Origin of the sequence: Frigoribacterium sp. CFBP 8759, assembly GCF_014841655.1 — a bacterium.
GTDB lineage: Bacteria > Actinomycetota > Actinomycetes > Actinomycetales > Microbacteriaceae > Frigoribacterium.
On record NZ_JACYUH010000001.1, the window covers coordinates 776189 to 793465 of the forward strand.

13 protein-coding genes are annotated in these 17277 nt (G+C 71.2%); 2 read left to right on the forward strand and 11 right to left on the reverse strand.

Annotated features, from left to right (window positions below; all coding sequences use genetic code 11):
- Positions 1–35 precede the first annotated feature (35 nt).
- The 6 genes from nagB to IFT79_RS03670 form a co-directional block, all read right to left on the reverse strand.
- On the reverse strand, positions 36–821 hold the full coding sequence (nagB, locus tag IFT79_RS03645; RefSeq protein ID WP_056043373.1) for a glucosamine-6-phosphate deaminase: 786 nt from the start codon (positions 819–821) through the stop codon (positions 36–38).
- A gap of 22 nt (positions 822–843) precedes the next feature.
- A complete protein-coding gene (locus IFT79_RS03650) occupies positions 844–2574 on the reverse strand; it encodes a family 20 glycosylhydrolase (protein ID WP_192122929.1) in 1731 nt (576 codons plus the stop codon).
- A gap of 4 nt (positions 2575–2578) precedes the next feature.
- The gene (locus tag IFT79_RS03655) at positions 2579–3532 is read right to left on the reverse strand and encodes a carbohydrate ABC transporter permease (RefSeq protein WP_199736328.1); all 954 of its coding nucleotides are present in this window, start codon (positions 3530–3532) and stop codon (positions 2579–2581) included.
- Positions 3529–4530, reverse strand: a complete 1002-nt coding sequence (locus tag IFT79_RS16160; RefSeq protein ID WP_199859381.1) for an ABC transporter permease subunit — start codon at positions 4528–4530, stop codon at positions 3529–3531. Before IFT79_RS16160 ends, IFT79_RS03655 begins: the two co-directional genes overlap by 4 nt.
- A 106-nt stretch (positions 4531–4636) precedes the next feature.
- Entirely contained in the window at positions 4637–5959 is a 1323-nt protein-coding gene (locus IFT79_RS03665; protein WP_123571471.1) for an extracellular solute-binding protein, read from the reverse strand.
- A gap of 216 nt (positions 5960–6175) precedes the next feature.
- Entirely contained in the window at positions 6176–7378 is a 1203-nt protein-coding gene (locus tag IFT79_RS03670; RefSeq protein ID WP_199859382.1) for an ROK family protein, read from the reverse strand.
- Between the two features lie 339 nt (positions 7379–7717).
- Between IFT79_RS03670 and IFT79_RS03675 the strand changes: the two genes are divergently transcribed.
- Positions 7718–8644 (forward strand): ROK family protein, encoded by a 927-nt coding sequence (locus IFT79_RS03675; RefSeq protein ID WP_159825065.1) that lies wholly within the window; start codon positions 7718–7720, stop codon positions 8642–8644.
- 167 nt (positions 8645–8811) lie between these two features.
- Here IFT79_RS03675 and IFT79_RS03680 read toward each other — a convergent pair whose 3' ends face one another.
- The 5 genes from IFT79_RS03680 to IFT79_RS03700 form a co-directional block, all read right to left on the reverse strand.
- Positions 8812–11886 (reverse strand): alpha-mannosidase, encoded by a 3075-nt coding sequence (locus IFT79_RS03680; RefSeq protein ID WP_192122932.1) that lies wholly within the window; start codon positions 11884–11886, stop codon positions 8812–8814.
- A gap of 94 nt (positions 11887–11980) precedes the next feature.
- On the reverse strand, positions 11981–12817 hold the full coding sequence (locus IFT79_RS03685) for a carbohydrate ABC transporter permease (RefSeq protein ID WP_043594260.1): 837 nt from the start codon (positions 12815–12817) through the stop codon (positions 11981–11983).
- A gap of 2 nt (positions 12818–12819) precedes the next feature.
- Positions 12820–13806, reverse strand: a complete 987-nt coding sequence (locus IFT79_RS03690) for a carbohydrate ABC transporter permease (RefSeq protein WP_043594261.1) — start codon at positions 13804–13806, stop codon at positions 12820–12822.
- A gap of 4 nt (positions 13807–13810) precedes the next feature.
- Positions 13811–15199, reverse strand: coding sequence for an extracellular solute-binding protein (locus tag IFT79_RS03695; RefSeq protein WP_056043385.1), 1389 nt, complete (start codon positions 15197–15199; stop codon positions 13811–13813).
- Positions 15200–15415: 216 nt separating this feature from the next.
- The gene (locus IFT79_RS03700; RefSeq protein WP_056043388.1) at positions 15416–16690 is read right to left on the reverse strand and encodes an ROK family transcriptional regulator; all 1275 of its coding nucleotides are present in this window, start codon (positions 16688–16690) and stop codon (positions 15416–15418) included.
- 99 nt (positions 16691–16789) lie between these two features.
- Between IFT79_RS03700 and IFT79_RS03705 the strand changes: the two genes are divergently transcribed.
- Positions 16790–17260, forward strand: a complete 471-nt coding sequence (locus IFT79_RS03705; protein ID WP_043594266.1) for a GNAT family N-acetyltransferase — start codon at positions 16790–16792, stop codon at positions 17258–17260.
- The last annotated feature ends 17 nt before the right edge of the window (positions 17261–17277 follow it).

Genomic DNA, 17277 nt, shown 5'->3' on the forward strand with positions numbered 1-17277 from the left:
ACGGGAACACCCCGGTCGTCGCCGGGACGGGTGCGCTACTCGAAGCGCTGCCACACGGGCTTGTTCGCGTAGGTGTAGCGGTAGTAGTCCGCCAGCTGCAGCAGCGACGCCGCGGCTTCGTCGACGACGATCGTGGCGTGCCGGTGCAACTGCAACGCGCTGCCGGGGCACATCGCGCCGAGCGGCCCCTCGACCATGCCCGCGACCGCCGACGCCTTCGACGACCCCTGCGCCACGAGCACGACCTCGTGCGCGTCGAGGATGGTGCCGAGCCCCTGCGTCAGGCAGTGCGTGGGCACCTGCGACGGGTCGTCGAAGAACCGGGCGTTGTCGGCCCGGGTCTGCGGGGCGAGCGTCTTGATGCGGGTGCGCGACGCGAAGGACGAGGTGGGCTCGTTGAAGCCGATGTGCCCGTTCGCCCCGATGCCGAGGATCTGGATGTCGATGCCGCCCGCGTCGGCGATGGCCCGCTCGTACTCGACGACCGCGGCCTCGACGTCGGAGGCCCGCCCGTCGGGCACGTGGACCTTCGACGCGTCCATGCCCAGGGGCACGACGACGTCGCGCTCGATCACCGAGGCGTAGCTCTCGGGGTGCTCGAGCGGGATGCCGACGTACTCGTCGAGCGCGAACCCGGAGGCGCGGCCGAAGTCGAGCTCGCCCGCCGCGACCCGGGCCGCGAGCGACGCGTAGATGCCGGTGGGCGACGACCCGGTCGCGAGGCCCAGCACGGCCTCGGGGTCGCGCTGGACGACGGACGCGATCTTGAGGGCGGCGACACGGCCGACCTCGTCGGCGTCGCGGACGATGACGATCTCCATGGGGCTCCTTGCTGCCGAGGCGTCAGACGATGTTGGCCACGACCGACGCGATGTACGCCTCGCGTTCTTCGCGTGAGGCCGGCCGCCCGGGCACGCCCGGACGCTGCTGCCACGGTAGCGGCCCCGACTCCCGCCGGTACTCGACGCCGAGGGCGTCGAGGCGTCCGAGGTGCACGGCCAGCCGTGTGGAGAAGTCGTCGAAGTCCCGCGGTTCGGTCGTCCACAGCGCCTCGGCGACGGCGCACAACCGGGGGAACGCGAAGAAGTCGACGGTGCGGGGCGAGTCCATGTGCTCGGTCCAGATGTTGGCCTGGCCTCCGAGGACGTGACGTGCCTCGTCCTCGGTGAGCTGCGCGGGCACGGGTTCGAACGCGAACACGTCGGCCAGGGTGAGCGGGATCGACACCGGGATCGGCTCGTCGGGCCCGTCCGACTGCCGGTAGTCGAGGTAGACCTGGTCGTCGGGACACGCCACGACGTCGTAGCCGCGTCGTGCCGCCGTGATCGCGCCGGTCATGCCCCGCCACGACGCGACCGTCGCGCCGGGTGACATCGTGGCGTTCCCCTCGAGGATCTCGTCCCACCCGAAGGTGCGGCGCCCGGCCGCGGTGAGGTGCGCGTCGAGCCGCCCGATGAACCACGCCTGCAGTTCCTCCTCGTCGGCGAGGCCGCGGTCCCGCATGAGCTCCTGCGTGCGCGGGTCGGCCCGCCACTGCGCCTTGGGGCACTCGTCGCCGCCGATGCCGATCCAGGTGCCCGGGAAGAGCTCCATCACCTCGTCGAGCACGTCGGTGTAGAAGTCGACGGTCGTCTGCTCGGTGTTGAGGACGTCCTCGAAGATGCCCCACTCGGTCCCCACGGCGATCTGCCGGGGCGCCGCCACGGGCGTCCCCCCGACCTCGACGGCGCCGACGCCGAGGTGCGGGTACGCCGTGATCGCCGCCATCGAGTGGCCGGGCACGTCGACCTCGGGCACGACCGTGATGTGGCGGGCCGCGGCGTAGGCGACCACCTCGCGGATGTCGTCCTGCGTGTAGAAGCCGCCGTGCGGTCGGCCGTCCTGGGTCGCGTCCGGCCCCGCCCCCACCTGCGACGACCCCCGCCACGCGCCGACCGAGGTCAGGCGCGGGTACTTCGTGATCTCGATGCGCCAGCCCTGGTCCTCGGTGAGGTGCCAGTGCAGCGTGTTGAGCCGGTGCAGGGCCATGAGGTCGACGAACCGCAGGACGTCGCGCTTGGGCAGGAAGTGCCGGGCGACGTCGAGGTGCGTGCCGCGCCAGCCGAAGCGTGGTCGGTCCTCGACGTCGACGGCGGGAACGACCCAGTCGACGCCGGGCACGAGAGCCGAGCGGTACGCGGCCTCGGGCAGCAGCTGACGCAACACCTGCGCCCCGTGGAACGCGCCGGCCGCGTCGCCACCGGTGATGCGCACCCCGGCGGGTCGCGCCTCCAGCCGGTAGGCCTCCGCCCCGAGCGAGGCGTCCAGGTCGAACGAGATGCCGGTCCCGTCGGCGCTGCCCTCGCGCAGTGGCAACCCGGTCGCCGGGCGCAGCGCCTGCTGCAGCCAGGCGACGACGCCTGCCAGCTCGTCGGGTGCCGAGACGCGCGTCGCCGAGTCGAGCCGGAACGCCCCGGAGGCGCGGGTCAGCCGGGCAGGACGCGGCACGATCGCGACCGGTGCGGTCTCGGGGGTCGCGGTGCCGGCCCCCTTGGTGGTCGAGGGGATCGAGGGGGTCGAGGAGTCGGTCGTCACGGGGTCAGCCCTTCACGGCGCCGGCGGACATGCCGGTCACCAGGTTGCGTTGGATGATCATGAAGAAGACGACGACCGGCAGGGAGAACAGCACCGAGGCCGCCATCTGTCCGCCGAAGTCGGTGCCGCTGGTCGGCGTGCTGAACGAGGCCAGCCAGACCGGCAGCGTGTACATCGACTGGTCCTTCATGAACGTGTAGGCCACGAGGTAGTCGTTCCACGCGGCGATGAAGGCGAAGATGCTCGTCGCGATCATGCCGGGCAGCACGAGCGGGAACATGATCCGCGTCAGCACCTGCCAGGTGCTCGCGCCGTCGAGTTGCGCGGCCTCCTCGACCTCGACCGGGATCGCCAGGAAGAACCCGCGCATCACCCAGATCGAGAACGGCAGCGTCGACGCGACGTACGCCAGGATGAGCCCGCCGTAGGTGCCGAGCAACCCGAGGCTGTTGAAGATCAGGAACTGCGGGATCAACAGGGCCGTCGCTGGCAGCATCTGCACGATCAGGATGAACACCATGATCGTGCGCCGCCCCCGGAACCGGAACCGAGACAGGGCGGCCGAAGCGAACAGTCCGAGCACGATCGAGAACACGACGGCCCCGACCACGACGATCACGCTGTTGCGCAGGTTCGTGAAGAAGTCGGACTGCGTCACCGCGACGACGAAGTTGTCGAGGGTCGGGTTCTGCGGCCAGAACAGCGGGGTGGCCGTCATCACCTCGGGGCGCGGCTTGAACGCCGTGTTGACCATCCAGTAGACGGGGAACAGCCACACGAGGCTGAAGACGATCGCGATCGCGTTGCTGACCCAGCGGGGCTTCCGGCGGCGACGGGTCGGGCGGGCGGGCGACGGGCGGCCGGTGCCGTGACCCGAGCGCGCCTCCTTGCTTCTCTCGTCGCGCGCGACGGTCTCGGTCGTCGTGGTGCCGACGCCGGCGGGTGCGGTCGTGGTCACAGGTCTTCTCCGGATCGGACGAGGTTGCGGACGTAGAACGCGGTCAACACGACGAGCAGCAGGGTGGTGACCACCGAGATGGCGGCGCCCTGCCCGATGTCGAAGCCGACGAACGCGGTGACGTAGGTGAAGACGCCGAGGGTCGAGGTGGCGTCGTCGGGGCCGCCGGCCGAGACGAGCCAGATCTGGTTGAAGACGTTGAAGTCCCAGATGATCGACAGGATCGTGATCAGCAGCAGCGTCGGCTTGAGGAAGACCAGGGTGACGGTCCGGTACACGCGCCACTCGCTCGCCCCGTCGAGCCGCGCGGCCTCTTTGTACTCGAGCGGGATCTGCGTCTCGGCGGCGTACATGGTCAGCGCGATGAAGGGCACCGCCTGCCACACGATCAGCAGCCAGATGCTCGTGTAGGCGAGGGCCGCGTCGTTCGACCAGTCGACGTTGGTCATGTCACCCACCAGGCCGGTCCGGGTCAACAGCCAGTTCACGACGCCGTAGCCGGGCTGGAACAGCCACTTCCAGACGATCGACGACGCCACGTTGGGCATCGCCCAGGCGAGGATCAGCACGACGGTCACCGTGTAGCGCATCGGTGTGCCGAGCCGGGTGAGCAGGTGGGAGACGCCCGTGCCGATCAGGACGCTGCCGCCGACCATCGCGGCCGTGAAGACCAGCGTGCGGACGAGCGACCACCAGAAGTCGGTGTCGGCCAGCAGGGTCGCGTACTGCTGCACGCCGACCGAGTCGTACGCGCCGGTGAAGAGCGAGCGCTGGTCGTAGTCGGTGAACGACGTGAAGACCAGGAACACGATGGGCGCGACGGTCACGGCGAGCAGCACGATGCCCGCGGGCGACAGCAGCCAGAGCGGGGCGAGCTGGCGCTTCCCGCCGGGGCGCACCGGGGCCTTCCGTTCGGCCTTCGGGCGCCGGCCGCCCTTCTGGTCGGGTGCCGCGCCGGGCGGGGTCTCGGTGAGACCGGGGGCGATGGAGAGGGCCACGGTTCCTCTTTCGGTTCGAGTCCAGGAGGTGCGGGTCGAGGGGGCGGGAGCGTCGCGCGATCAGGTGGTCGCGTGACGCCCCCGGGGTGCTGCCGAGGGCTCGGTGCTAGTCGTTCAGCGCCTCGTCGGTGGCCTCGTCGAAGGACTTCGCGGCCGCCTCGGGCGACTTCGAGCCCGAGACCACCGAGGAGAAGAGCTGGTTGATGCTCTTGTCGCCCTCGAGGGCCGCCCAGTTCGCGCTGGCCGGGGTGGCCTTCGAGTTGAGGGCGGCGTCGAAGAAGCCCTTCTGGATCGGCGTCACCACGCTGCCGGCCGCCTCGATGCCCTCTTCGCTGTTCGGGATCCAGCCGTCGTTGCCCACGACCCACTCGCTCTGGATGTCCGGGCTCGTGGCGATCTTGGTCCACTGCAGGGCCAGGTCGGAGTTCTGGCTCTTGGCCGCGATGCCCCAGTCCGAGCCGCCGAGCATGACCGGCTGCGTCTCGCCCGACTTGCCCGGCATCGGGAACGTGCCGAAGTCGTCGTCGGTCAGGGCGGGGTTGGCCTTCTGGATCAGGTCGATCGAGCCGTTGGTGTGCAGGATCGTCGCTGTCTTGCCGTCCGCGAAGACCTGCGTCTGGTCGGGGGCGTCGGTGTCGAGGGTCTGCGAGGCGGGCGTCGAGTAGGCGTTCTGGAACTCGGTGAAGTCGGCCAGTCCCTGCTGCGCCTCGTCGCTCGCCAGGCCCGCCTTCCAGGTGCCGTCGCTCGACGTGGCGATCTCTCCGCCGGCGTCCCAGACGAACTGCATGCCCGCGTACCAGTACTGGCCGGGCAGGTAGAACGCCGAGAAGTCGGACGCCGTGTTCGCGGCCTTCACCTTGTCGAGGTCGGCGGTGAGCTCGTCGTAGGTGGTGGGCGCCTCGGTCACGCCGGCCTCGGCCCACATCGTCTTGTTGTAGATGACGGCGCGGGCACCGGCGAAGCCGGGGACGGCGTAGAGCGAGTCGTCGACGGTCGCGGGCTCCTCGAGGCCCGTCAACCAGGTCTGACCCTGCTCGAGGTCGTCGCGGTACGCCGTCAGGTCGAGGAGTGCACCGTTGGCCGCGTAGCTGGCGACCTGCGTGTTGCCGAGGTCGAGCACGTCGGGTGGGGTGCTCGTGGCGAGTGCCGTGCTGATCTTGGTGGTGATGCCGTCCCACTGCTGGATCTGGACGTCGACGTCGGCGCCCGTCTGCTTCGTGAACTCCTCGTTGACGGCATCGATGGTCTCGGGCGTGTAGTCGCCCGTCATCACCCAGACCGTGAGGGTCTTGCCGTCACCCTTGGTGGTGGGCACGGCCTGGGGTTCGTCGGACGAGCTGCCGCCCGTGCCCGAGCTCGAGCAGGCGGACAGGGCGAGTGCCGCGGCCAGGCCCAGGGCCCCGACCGCCGTGTAGCGTTGGATTCGCAATTTCATCTCCTCGTTCTCGAAGCGGGGATGCCGCATCGCTGTGGTCCCGGCCCGCGCTCGCACAAGCGTCGGGTCGGGAATGCGGCACGGGCCGAGGCCCTCGCCGCCTCCGGGGGTGGACCCCCGAGGTCTGTGGTGGGGCGGTCGCCCCGGGCGAGCCGGGCACCGGGCGAGCCGATGCCGGGCGGGCCGATGCCGGGCGGGCCGACGCCGGGCTCACGTCAGCCCCAGTTCGGCCTGCAGCACGAACGACGCGGCGCCTCGCAGGGCGAGGTCGGTGCCGCTGCCCGCGATCCGCATCGTCAGGCCGTTGCTGACGGCGGACAGCGTGCGCTGCCGGACGGTCTCGCGGGCTGCGCGCAGCATCGCACCCTCGACCAGGTCGGCCGGGCCCGACAGCACGACCTCGTCGATGTTGAGCGCGCTGACGATGGGGGCGAGCACCAGGCCGAGCGCGCGACCGGCCTCGTGGAGGACGGCGCCGCGCGACCCCTCGTCGTGCCGTCGGAGGCGCGCCCTCAGCTGCGGGGCGGCGATGGCCTCCTCGAGGCAGCCGCGTCGACCGCACGCGCACACGTCGCCGTTCTCGTCGACCGTCACGTGCCCGATCTCGCCGGCCGAGAACTGGTCGCCCTCGACGAGCGCACCGGCGACGATCAGCCCGACCCCGACACCGTGGTCGATCGTGACGACGATGAGGCTCTGGCCCGCCGGGGACCGCCCGTCGCCGCTCTGCCCGGCTGCAGCCGGTCCGGTCGCGCCCGGTCCGGTCGCGCCCCGCCCGGTCGCATCGTTCCCGACCTCTTCGCCGAAGGTGCGGATGCCCATCGCCGCGGCGTTGGAGTCGTTGCCCACGTGGACGGGCAGACCGGTGCGGGCCGACAGTCGGGACCGCAGCGGGAGGTCGTACCAACCGAGGTGGACGGCCGTGCGCACGACGCCGTCGTGGTCGACGATGCCGGGGGTCGCGACGCCGACCCCGAGCAGCCGGCGGGTCGTCCGCGAGGCGAGGTCGTCGACGAGCCGCTCGACCAGGCTCACGGCGGCCTCGCCGACGGCCCCGTCGAGTTCGACCCCGGCGCGCTCCACGACCCCGCCCCGCAGGTCGACGACGGCCCCGACGAAACGCTCGGCACTCGACAGGTCGACCGTGACGATGTGGAAGGCGTCCGACTCGATGCCGACGAGCGTCGCCGGCTTGCCGACCCGCGCGTCGTCGCGGACGCCGAGCTCGCGGGCGATGCCGTCGTCGATGAGTTCGGCGACGAGGGCGGAGACGGTGGGACGCGTCAGACCCGAGCGACGCGCGAGGTCGGCTCGACTCATGGAGCCGTCGCGGTACAGGGCCTGCAGGAGGAGGGACCGGTTGTGGGCGCGGACCGGCGGCTGTTGCTGCCGGGTGATCGTCGTGCTGGTCACGGGCGCGTCCTCTCGTCTCGGCATCGTCGCCGACCTCGGACCCGGTGAGAGGGCCCGTCGGCAGCGGTGCCGGGTGGCGTCGCCGTGGTGGCGTGCCGTTAGTAAATGGGCCTTACAAACACGTGTCAAGGTGCGTGGCGGCGAGTTTACGCACACGAAACACCGGCGGTCAACACCCGAAACACGGCGACCCACGGGCCGCGACCCCTTGCCGCGACCGGGTTCGTAAGCTTTACTAACAAACATGTCCACGCTCGCCACCGTGTCCGTCGCCGCGCCTCACGGCGCCGTCGGCGGTGCGCCGGCGGGACCGTCCGCAGCCGGGTCGACGGAGTGGCCGTGAGGGTCGGCCTCGACATCGGCGGCACCAAGATCGACGCGGTCGTCGTCGACGGGTCCGGAGCCCCCGTCCATCGCCTCCGCCTGCCCACGGGGTTCGGCCCCGATGCCGTGCTGACGAACGCGGCAACGGCGGTCGCCTCGTTGGCGGACCGCTCCGGCGTCGCCGTCGAGGCCTTCGAGTCGGTCGGCGTCGGCATCCCCGGCCTCGTCGACGGCACGACGGGTCGCGTGCGGCACGCCGTGAACATCGGCTTCGACGACGTCGCCGTGGGGCCGACGCTGAGCGCCCGGCTCGGGGTCCCGGTCCGGGTCGAGAACGACGTCAACGCGGCCGCGCTCGGCGCGTACCTCGCCATGTCGCTGTCGGGGTCCGTCGGCTACCTCAACCTCGGCACCGGCCTCGCTGCGGGCCTCGTCGTCGACGGCGAACTCTGGCGCGGCTCGCGGGGCGTCTCGGGCGAGATCGGTCACGTCCCCGTCGACCCCGGGGGCGAGCTCTGCCCCTGCGGGCAGCGCGGCTGCCTCGAGACCGTCGCGGCCGGTGCCGCGGTGTCCCGTCACTGGCCGACCGAGGGGGCGTACCCGGCCGTGGCGCTGTTCGCGGCGGCCGACGCCGGCGACCCCGAGGCCGTCCGCGTGCGTGCAGACCTCGCGGCGGGGGTGGCGGCCGCGGTGCGCCTCCTCGTCCTGACGACCGACGTGGACTCCGTCGTGATCGGCGGCGGCCTCAGCAACCTGGGACGACCCCTGCTCGACGACGTCGCCGGGGTGCTCGACCGGTGGGCGGCGGGGTCGCCCTTCCTCGCCTCGCTCGAGCTGTCGTCGCGCATCGAGCTGCTGCCGCCGGGGTTCCCCGTGGCGGCCGTCGGTGCCGCGACGATCGGCGCCCGCGGACCCGCCACAGCCGTCGCCGCCGCCCTCTGACCGCCACCACGGCCTGCCCCCACGTCGCCACGTCGCCACGTCGCCACACCGCCACACCGCCACACCGCCACACCGCCACACCGCCACACCGCCACGAGATGGTCACAGCACCAGGAGAAAACCTGGCGCTGTGACCATCGCGAGGTGCGGTGCCCGCAGGTGCGGCGCTACGCGCGGGCCACCCGCAGCGTCACGATCTCGAACGGGCGCAGCGTCAACTCGACCGCGGAGCCCGACGCCCACCGACCGGCCCCGGCCGTGCCCGACGCCAGCTCGCGCTCGATGAGGTCGGTGCGCCACGCCTCGCCGAACCCGCTGTCGGCGTCGACCGTCACGGTGGTGGCCGCCCGAGCACCGCGAGCCTCGTAGAGCCGCACGATCAAGTCGCCTGACCGGTCCTCGGCCAGCTTGACCGCCTCGACCAGCACGGCCGGCGACGACGACGACACCAGCGGAGCGACCCCGGCGCCCGACGACCCCTCGACCCGTCGGACGGGCAGGTTCATGCGGTAGCCCGCGGTCGGGGCGTCGAGCACGTCGGGCGCGACCCGCACGGACGAGCGCAGCACGTGCCGCCCCTGATCGGCGTGCGGGTCGGGGAACGTGGGTGCCCGCAGCAGCGACTGGCGCACGAGCGTCGTCGTGCCGCCGTCGCCGCCCTCGGCCGTCTCGCGGGTGCTCCGCGTGATGTCGTGGCCGTAGGTGGCGTCGTTCGCCACGGCCACGCCGAAGCCGGGCTCGGCGACGTGCACCCAGCGGTGCGCGACGGTCTCGAACCGGGCGAAGTCCCACGACGTGTTCTGGTGGGTCGGGCGCTGCACGTGACCGAACTGCACCTCGGAGGCCGCCCGGTCGGCGTGCACGTCGAGCGGGAACGCCAGCTTGAGCAGCTTCTGCCGTTCGTGCCAGTCGACCTCGGTCTGCACGTGCAGTTCGCCCTCGCCGTCGTCGAGCCACCAGCGCTGCACGATGGTCGAGTCGCCGACGCGGCGGGTCACGACGAGCGCCCCGCCATCGGCGACGACCGACTCGGCCTCGACCAGGTCGGTGCGGACGTTCTTGTAGGCCTGGTCGACGTCCCATGCGTCCCACTGGTTGGGGGTGTCGCGGAAGAGCTGCAGCAGCCCGAGCCGGGCCCCCGGGGCGACGAGGTCGCGTCCCGACGTGGCGTCGACGAGCGAGGCGACCAGGCCGTCACCGTCGAACACCGCACGCACCAACCCGTTGTCGAGCACCCAGCCGTCGTCGGAGGCGACCGGTGCCACCGACCCGACCCCCGCCTCCTGGGCCCGTCCCGCGGCCGACCCGGCCGAGGCGTCGACCCCGGCCGACGGGACCGGCCCGGCGTTGAACGTGGTCGTCGCCGACCCCGTCCCCGCCAGTGCCCGCTGGGCCGAACCGATGATCGCCTCGAGCTGCTGGGCGACCCGCGCGTAGTGCCGCTCGGCCTCGTGGTGCACCCACGCGATCGACGACCCGGGCAGGATGTCGTGGAACTGCTGGAGCAGCACGACGTGCCAGATCTCTTCGAGCTCGTCGTAGGGGTAGTCGAGCAGGCCGCGTGCGGTCGCCGTGGCGCTCCACAGCTCGGCCTCGCGCAGCAGGTGTTCGCTGCGACGGTTGCCCTGCTTGGTGCGGGCCTGCGACGTGTACGTGCCGCGGTGGAACTCGAGGTACATCTCGCCCGACCACACGGCCGGGTCGGCCAGCTCGGCCCGTGCCTGCGCGAAGAAGGAGGCGGGGGTGCCGACGGTCACGCGGGGCGAGCCCTCGAGGTCGCCGGCCCGGCGCGCGGCCGCCATCATCTCGCGGGTCGGGCCGCCACCGCCGTCACCCCAGCCGAACGGGACGATCGAGACGTTCGAGAACCCCTTCTCGGCGTAGCCGCTCTCGGCGTGGGCGAGCTCGGCCGGCGAGAGGTCGGAGTTGTACGTGTCGACGGGCGGGAAGTGCGTGAACACGCGACTGCCGTCGATGCCCTCCCACAGGAAGGTGTGGTGCGGCATGCGGTTCGTCTCGTTCCAGGACTCCTTCTGCGTGAAGAACGAGCTGGCGCCGGCCGCTCGGGCGATCTGAGGCATCGCCCCGGTGTAGCCGAATGAGTCGGGCAGCCACACCTCGTCGTTGTCGATGCCGAACTCCCGGAGGAAGAACCCCTTGCCCGCGACGAACTGACGGGCCAGTGCCTCGCCGCCGGGCATGTTGGTGTCGGACTCGACCCACATGCCGCCGACCGGCACGAACCGGCCCTCGGCGACCTTCTGCGCGACCCGTGCGAACAGCTCGGGGTAGCGCTCCTTCAACCAGGCGTACTGCTGCGCGCTCGAGGCGGCGAACACGAAGTCGGGGTCGTCGTCCATCAGGGCGACGACGTTCGAGAAGGTGCGGGCGACCTTGCGCTGGGTCTCGCGGACGGGCCAGAGCCAGGCCGAGTCGATGTGCGCGTGGCCGGTCGCGACGACCCGGTGCGCGCTCGCGTTCGCCGGTGCCGCGAGCACGTCGGCGAGCGCGGCACGCCCGGCTGCCGCGGTCCCCGCGACGTCCGCGTGGTCGACGACGTCGCACATCCGGTCGAGCGCCCGCAGGATCTCGTGCCGTCGCGGCGACGTGAGCGCGAGGGTGCGCATCAGCCCGACGAGGGTCCAGACGTCGCGGTCGAGTTCGGCGACCACCTCGTCGCGTTCGGCGAGCACGATGCTGCGCAGGGCGTAGATCGGGGCGTCGCCCGCGGTCTCGGGGTCGCCGAGCGGTGTCTCGCCGTGGAAGTCGTCGCCACCGATGTCGGGGTTCGACGCGGCCTCGACGTAGACGTCGATCGTGCTGAGCGGGGTGACGCCCGCGCCGATCGCCGTCAGCGGCACGTAGCCGTTGTACGGCTCGATGGCCTTGACGATCGTGCCGTCGGGTCGCCAGACGAGGCCCTCGGCCTGGAACCCGGGCTGCCTGATGCTGAAGCCCAGGTCGACGACGAGTTCGAGGGCGGTCGCCGGGTCGGTGCCGAGGTCGTCGGGCACCGTCCCCGTGACGTGGAACCACGTGGTGCCCCACGGCCTGCTCCACGGCGAGCCGACGGCGAACGGCTCGAACGTCTGCGAGACGGCCTCGGCGAAGGGGACCGGCTCACCCGGCGCCTCCCAGGCCGCGATCGTCAGCGGGACGGCCCGGCGGTAGACCGCCGGGGTGATGCGGTCGCGGACGAAGCGGTCGATGCGGGCCTCGACGAGGACGGTGTTGTCGTGCATGGGATCAGTCTCCTGACGGGCGCGCCGGGGCGCACGGTGGGGCGGGTCGTTCTGTGGACCGGGAGGGCGGCGGGGGCACTGGTGGGGAGGCGCCTCACCCCTTCACGGCGCCGGCCAGCGCGTTCGAGCCGCCGAGGGTCCGCGAGACGAGGACGTACAACGCGATAACGGGTACCGAGTAGACGATCGAGAACGCCGCCAGCTGGCCGTACGCCACCGAGCCGTACTGCCCGAAGAAGTTGAAGATGCTCACGGCCGCCGGCTGCTTGTCGGGGCTGAGCAGCAGGACGAACGGCACGAAGAAGTTCCCCCAGGCCTGGATGAACACGAAGATGAACACCACGGCGATGCCCGGGCGCATGAGCGGCACCACGATGCGCGTCAGGGTCGAGAACATCGAGGCCCCGTCGGTCCACGCGGCCTCTTCGAGCGAGATCGGCACCGAGTCCATGAAGTTCTTCGCCATCCAGATCGCCATCGGCAGGCTGGTCGCGGCCAGGAAGAACACCGTGCCGCCGATCGAGTCGATCAGGTTCAGCGAGACGAACAGGCTGTAGACGGGGACCATCATCGCGGTGATGGGCAGGCCGGTGCCGAAGAGGATGCCGTAGAGGAACGGTTTGTTGATGCGCATCCGGTACCTCGAGAGCGGGTACGCCGCGAGGATCGCCACGACGACGGTCACCAGGGCGCAGCCGCCCGACACGATGAGGCTGTTGGCGAGCGGGACGAACGAGATCTCGGGCGTCAGCACGGCGGTGAAGTTGTCGAGCGTGAACTGCGACGGCACCTTCGCCGACAGCGTGGCCGACGGGTCGAACGAGGCCAGCAGCAGCCAGGCGAGCGGAACGGCGAAGCAGATCGCGATGACGATCAGCACGGCGTTCGAGACGGCCTTCATGCTGCGGCCACTGGGTGAGGTCATGGCCATGGTCAGTCGACCTCCGGTTTGAGGGCCCTGATGTAGATGATCGAGAAGACCGCGCCGACGAGCAGCATGATCGTGGCGATGGCGGTCCCGAAGCCGAGCTGCGAGAACTGGAACGCCTCCTGGTAGGCCAGGATCGGCAGGGTCGTGCTGTTCACGCCGGGTCCGCCGCCGGTCATCACGTAGATCAGGGTGAACACCGAGAGCGTCTGCAACGTGGTCAGCATGAGGTTGGTCGAGATGCTCCGTCGGATGACCGGCAGCGTGATGTAGACCAGGCGTTGCCAGCCGGTGGCGCCGTCGACCTCCGCCGACTCGGTGATCTCGGGGGGCACCTCCTGCACCGCCGCCGAGTAGACGAGCATCGAGAACGCGGCACCGCGCCAGATGTTGGCGAGGATCACCGAGAGCATCGGCATTGCGTAGAGCCAGTTGGCGCCCGTGATGCCGAACCACGACAGGACCGTGTTGAGCGTGCCCGCGTCGTTGAAGAACGCGTACGCCGCGAAGGCGGCGACGATCTCGGGCAGCACCCACGCGGCGATGACGAACGTGCCGACGATCGAGCGCACGACCTTGTGGCCGTTCCGCATCAGTAGCGCGAGCCCCAGGCCGACCACGTTCTGGCCGACCACCGCCGAGAAGAAGACGAAGGCGAGCGTCAGCAGCACCGACTTCGGGAAGTCCGGGTCGGCGAACAGCTCGGTGTAGTTGCGGAACCCGATGAACTCCGAGCCGCCGGCGGCGTAGCCGGTCAGCGAGGCGTCGGTGAACGAGCCGTAGAAGCTCGAGATGACGGGCCCCAGCAGGAACAGGGCCAGCAGGACGAAGGCCGGGACGAGCGGCAGGGTGCGGGCGCCGGTGCGCAGGGCGCGCGCCTTCGACGCCCCCGCCCGGCGACCCGGCTTCTCGCCGTGGGGCCCGGGGCCGGGCCCGGAGGCCCCCGGTCGGCCGCTCTCACGGCCGACCGGGGTGGGGGCGATGGTCGCCATGTGGCTAGTCCCCCGCCTTCTGCGTCTGGTCCTCACCGACGATGCCGACCAGCTGGTCGTCGAAGGCGGCGGCCGCCTCTTCGGGGCTCTGCTGGCCCGTCATGACGGCCTCCATCGCGACGGTGATCTCGTTCGAGATGCGGCTGTAGTCGGTGGTCGCCGGACGGAAGTGCGTCACCGGCACGATCGACGAGAAGAACTCGAAGGTCGGGTTGCTGCCGACGTACTCGGGGTCCTCGGCGACGTCGCTGCGGACCGCGATCTGGCTGGCGGCGATGTCGTAGCTCTGCGAACCGTCCTTGTCGAGGGCGTCGGCGATGAACTCGAACGCCTTGTCGGGGTTCTTCGTCTTCGAGCCGACGGCCAGCGTCCAGCCGCCCGACATGCTCGTCGCACCCGGCTTCGCACCGTCCTGGGTGGGCATGGGCGCCTGGCCCATCACGTCGTTCCACTCGGGCCACGGGTTGGTGCCGGTCTCGAGCCAGGTGCCGCTCATCCACGAGCCGTCGAGGGCGATGGCGAGCTTGCCCTGCGGGAGCCATTCCCCACCGACGATGGTGGCGATGTTGGTGTCCAGCGCCTCCTCGGGTTTCGGTCCGATGCCGCCCTGGTAGACGTCCTCGATGAAGCCGAGCGAGTCGACGAAGCCCTGCGAGTCGGTGAGCCACTTGCCGGTCTCGTCGTCGTACAGGGTGCCGGTCGGCGTGCCGTACAGCAGCATCTCGAAGCCCTGCATGGTCGCGCCCTCGCCCTGCGGCTTGCCCGAGTACACGTTGAGCGGGACCACGTCGGGCACCTTCGCCTTGACCGTCTCGGCCGCGTCGAGCACGTCCTGCCAGGTCTTCGGCTCCCACGGCACGGGCAGGCCGGCCTGCGCGAAGAGGTCCTTGTTGTACCAGAGCGCCCGGGTGTCGGTGCCCATCGGGATGCCGTAGGTCTTGCCGTCCTCGCCGACGCCGGCCTCCTTGGCGTTGTCGTAGAACGCGTCCCAGTCCTCCCACGCGTCGGTGTACTCGTCGAGCGGCAGCAGGTAGCCGGCGGCTGCGTCGCTCTTGACCTTGAAGGTGTCCTCGTACATGACGTCGGGCGCGGTGGCCGCCGACCGGTTCATCAGCGCGAGCTTGGTGAAGTAGTCGTCGTTCTGCGCCGCGATGGGCACGAACTCGACCTTCATGCCGGGGTTGGCCGCCTCGAAGGTCTTCGCGGTCTCCTTCATGTGGGCGTCCATCTGAGTGAACGTCCCGAACTTCTGGTACGCGACCTTGATGGTGTCGGAGTCGCCGCTGCCGGCGCCCCCCGAGCAACCCGAGGCCAGCAGGGCCGTGGCGACCGCTGCGGCGGCGACGGCCAGTGCGCGCTTGCGCCCCCGGACCGAGGTGAACGTGCGTGACATGGTGCTCCTTTGCTCCAGTCGCGTCGGCGCCGGGCAGCTCTGCCCGACCGCGATTCGATTACTACATCGTATGGAGTAACTCGTGTCAAGACGCCGGCCCGCATCGGTCCGGTAACGGCGCCCGAGCCGAGGAGGCGCGGGTCGGGCCCCCGCGAGGCGCGGGTCGCGACCGCAGGAGGCGCGGATCGGGACCCGAGGAGGCGCGGGTCGGCCCCGTCAGGCGCGGATCAGCAGGGCGGAGGGTCGCGGCGAGAACGTCTGGTCGAGCACGAGGCAGGCGGCTCCGACGGCCGCGACGTCGATGCCGATCGACGATTCGACGAGCCGGATCGGGTGTTTCGGGATCAGCGCCGGGTCGTCGCGGAGCGCGGCCGGCAGCACCGCGAGGACGTGCCGCGACAGCGGCGCCCAGAACGGGCCGCCGAAGACGACCTCGTCGAGGTCGAGCAGGTTGACGATGGTCACGAGGGCACGCGCGAGGTGTCGGCCCGCGCCGTGCAGCACCCCGAGGGCGCCCGCGTCTCCCAGGTCGGCCTTGCCGACCAGGGCGCCGAACGCCTCGTCGATGCGGCGCATGTCGACGTCGTCCCCGCTGCGAGCCGCCTCGGCGAGCGCCTCGTCCGAGACGTCCCCCTCGAGCAGCACTCTCGTGGCCGCGGCCTCCCGCACGAGGGCGTGCGGCGTGATGAGCTCCCCGACGCAGCCGATGCGCCCGCAGGTGCATCGGTGGCCGTGGTCGTCGACCATCACGTGCCCCGAGTCCCCCGCGTTCGCGCTGGCCCCGCGCAGCACGTCGCCGCCGAGCACGAGCCCGGTGCCGTAACCGGTGCCGTAGTAGACGAAGGCGAAGTCGCTGCGCTCACCCGCGCCTCCGTCGCTGAGCCAGAGCTCGGCGACCGCGCAGGCCGTGACGTCCTTCTCGAGCAGCACCGGCAGACCGGTCGCCTCGCTGAGCGCCCGACGCAACGGCACGTGCCGCCAGAGGGGCATCATCGGGGGGTCGAGCACGAGGCCGGGCCCGATGTCGACCGGGCCGGGCGAGGCGATGCCGACCCCCAGCAGCAGGTCGCGGTCGACGCCGCTCGTGACGACCAGTCCGTCGATGGCCCGTGCCATGAGGGCCACCACCTCGTCGGGTTCGCTGGCGGAGGGCGTCAACTCTCGGGCGTGGGCGACGACCGTGCCGACGAGGTCGAGCAGGACGAACGTCAGCACGGCGGGGTCGATGTGCACGCCCACGGCGAAGCGCCCGCGGGACTCGAGCTGCAGCATGGTGCGGGGCTTGCCGGGACCACTGATGACGGTGCCGCTCTCGCGGATGAGCCCCGCCTCGATTAATCTGCGCGAGACGTTCGTCACGGCCTGGGGACTGAGTCCGGTGCGCCCGGCGATCTCGGTCCGGCTGAGGCCCGCGCTCTCCCGCCGGATGGCGTCGAGCACGACCGACCGGTTGTAGCCGCCGATCGCCGGCAGGTTCGTCCCGCGGTTCATTCTCGTCATCATCCACGACGTCGGGGGGTCGCGCGCGCACCACCGCCGGTCATCCGCCCGACGGTGGTGCCCGTCGGGACGCCCCGTTACCCTGAACGCATGTCTGGACTGCGCCTCGAAGAACTGTCCGCCGCCACCGTCGTCGCGGCCAACAACCTCACCCTCAAGCCGGGGCAAGAGCAGTTCGTCGCCCCCGTCTCGCACTCGATCGCCGAGGCGTACGTCAACCCGACCACCGCCTGGCCCCGCGTCGTGGTCGACGACGACGACACGGTGGTCGGCTTCATCATGGGCAACTTCGACGCCGAGGCCGACGACGAGGCGCTGCGCAGCTGCATCTGGCGCATCAACGTCGAGGCCGACGCCCAGGGCCGGGGCATCGGCCGGTTCGCCGTGCACGCCCTCGCCGACGAGGCCCGCAGCCGCGGCTTCGACCGGGTCACCGTCATCTACGAGCCGGGTGACGACGGGCCCGAGGACTTCTTCCACCACATCGGCTTCGAGGTCATCGGCGAGACGCCCTACGGCGAGCACGTCGCGGGCCTGACCCTGGCGTCGTCACAGGTCTGAGCCGGCACCGCGTGAGG